Source organism: Chitinophaga sp. (assembly GCF_035564935.1).
Lineage (GTDB): Bacteria > Bacteroidota > Bacteroidia > Chitinophagales > Chitinophagaceae > Chitinophaga.
This window is the reverse complement of record NZ_DATMTE010000102.1, coordinates 1-1,520: the sequence shown is the minus strand read 5'-3', so window position 1 is coordinate 1,520 and position 1,520 is coordinate 1. Positions and strand designations below refer to the sequence as shown.

General features: G+C 50.4%; 1 protein-coding gene. It reads right to left on the bottom strand.

Going from position 1 to position 1,520, the window contains the following annotated elements; translation table 11 throughout:
- The coding region (locus VN105_RS02805) for a SusC/RagA family TonB-linked outer membrane protein (RefSeq protein ID WP_325637704.1) at positions 1-1,520 on the bottom strand (1,520 nt) is incomplete at both ends.

The following is a 1,520-nucleotide window of genomic DNA, read 5'->3' as shown; positions in this document are numbered from 1 at the left end:
TAGGCGAACCTTCTGCCGCCGATCTGGTCATTTCCTTTAATACCGTAAGAGGCACGGAACTTCAGGTAGGTGATCCATTTTTCCGGCACCAGCGCTTTGAAGAAAGGTTCTTCTGAAGCCATCCAGCCTGCGGCAAAAGAGGGGAATAAACCGAAGCGATGGCCTTTGGCAAAGTTTTCCGAACCATTGTACCCGCCGTTCACTTCTGCATAATATTTTGCGCGGTAGTTATAGGTAAGCCTGCTTACCAGGCCCATAAAACGGAAGGGAATGGCGTTGATAGCATTGGCGGCATCCGCATCCTGGTAGTCCTGCTGGTTATACAGCAACAGCGCACCAACGCGGTGATCGCCAAACTGCCGGTCATAGTTAATATCCCCCTGGAAATAAATACGGCGGTTGCCACCGGCCGATTTCGTATAGCCGAGATTGGTAGTGCCGCTGTAAATTTTCTGCAGCACCAGGTTACCATCTGCATCACGGCCTGGTGGCACAATAGTCCATTGGTCGCCGCCCTTGGTACGCTGGATCTGGTTATGTGAATAAGCATCGTAGGCGAATTTGATACCGCCTTTTAATCCTTTGGTGATGGCTGCGGCATCATATTTCAGGGAGATATCCGTTTGCAGCGTATTGTTCCAGGCGTTGGTATAACCTCTGTCTTCCAGGTATTGCAGCGGGTTGATGTTACCACCGCCGCCGCTGTTCAGATAGATCTTTTTACCGGGATAAACAGGATCGGGAATAGTTGGCTGGTATTTGGCAGGTGTGGCCAGGCCCATATAATACCATACGGCATCGGTGTTACCATCGCCGGGATAATTGCTGAGGGTAAGATAACCGCCCAGCCCCAGGCTCAGTTGCAGATCCTTGCGCAGGTCAAGGTCGGTATTGGAACGGAAGTTGAACCGTTTCAGTTTTGTTTGTGAATCATATTTGGTAAGCGCATCGGTAGACCATGCACCGGATTCATCGTAATAACTACCGGCTACATAATACTTCGCTTTTTCGGTACCGCCGCTTACATTCAGGGTAGCGCGCTGGCTGTTGGCAAAGTTTTTCATCATCAATCCCATCCAGTCTACGTTAGGATATAGCACCGGGTCTTCTCCTGAGCGGTATTTATTGATCACCTCTTCGGTATAAGGCGTTACATAGTTAGGATTGGTAGCCAGGTTGGCTTCATTGAGCAGTTCCAGGTAAGTGGGCGAGTCTACATACTTCGGTTTAGAGGTAGCATTCTGCACGCCTTTCTCATATTTGAAATTGATGGCGGCTTTAGCAACGCTGCCCCTGCGCGTGGTAACAAGGATCACGCCATTGGCGCCCCGGATACCATAAACGGAAGTAGCGGAAGCATCTTTCAAAACAGAAAAGCTTTCAATGTCTTCCGGCTCTACATTGTTCAGTGGTCTTTCCACACCATCTACCAGCACCAGCGGCTGGGAACCTGCGCCAAAAGTGCTGATGCCCCTGATCCAGAACTGGGCGTCATCTTTACCGGGTTCGCCACTGCGCTG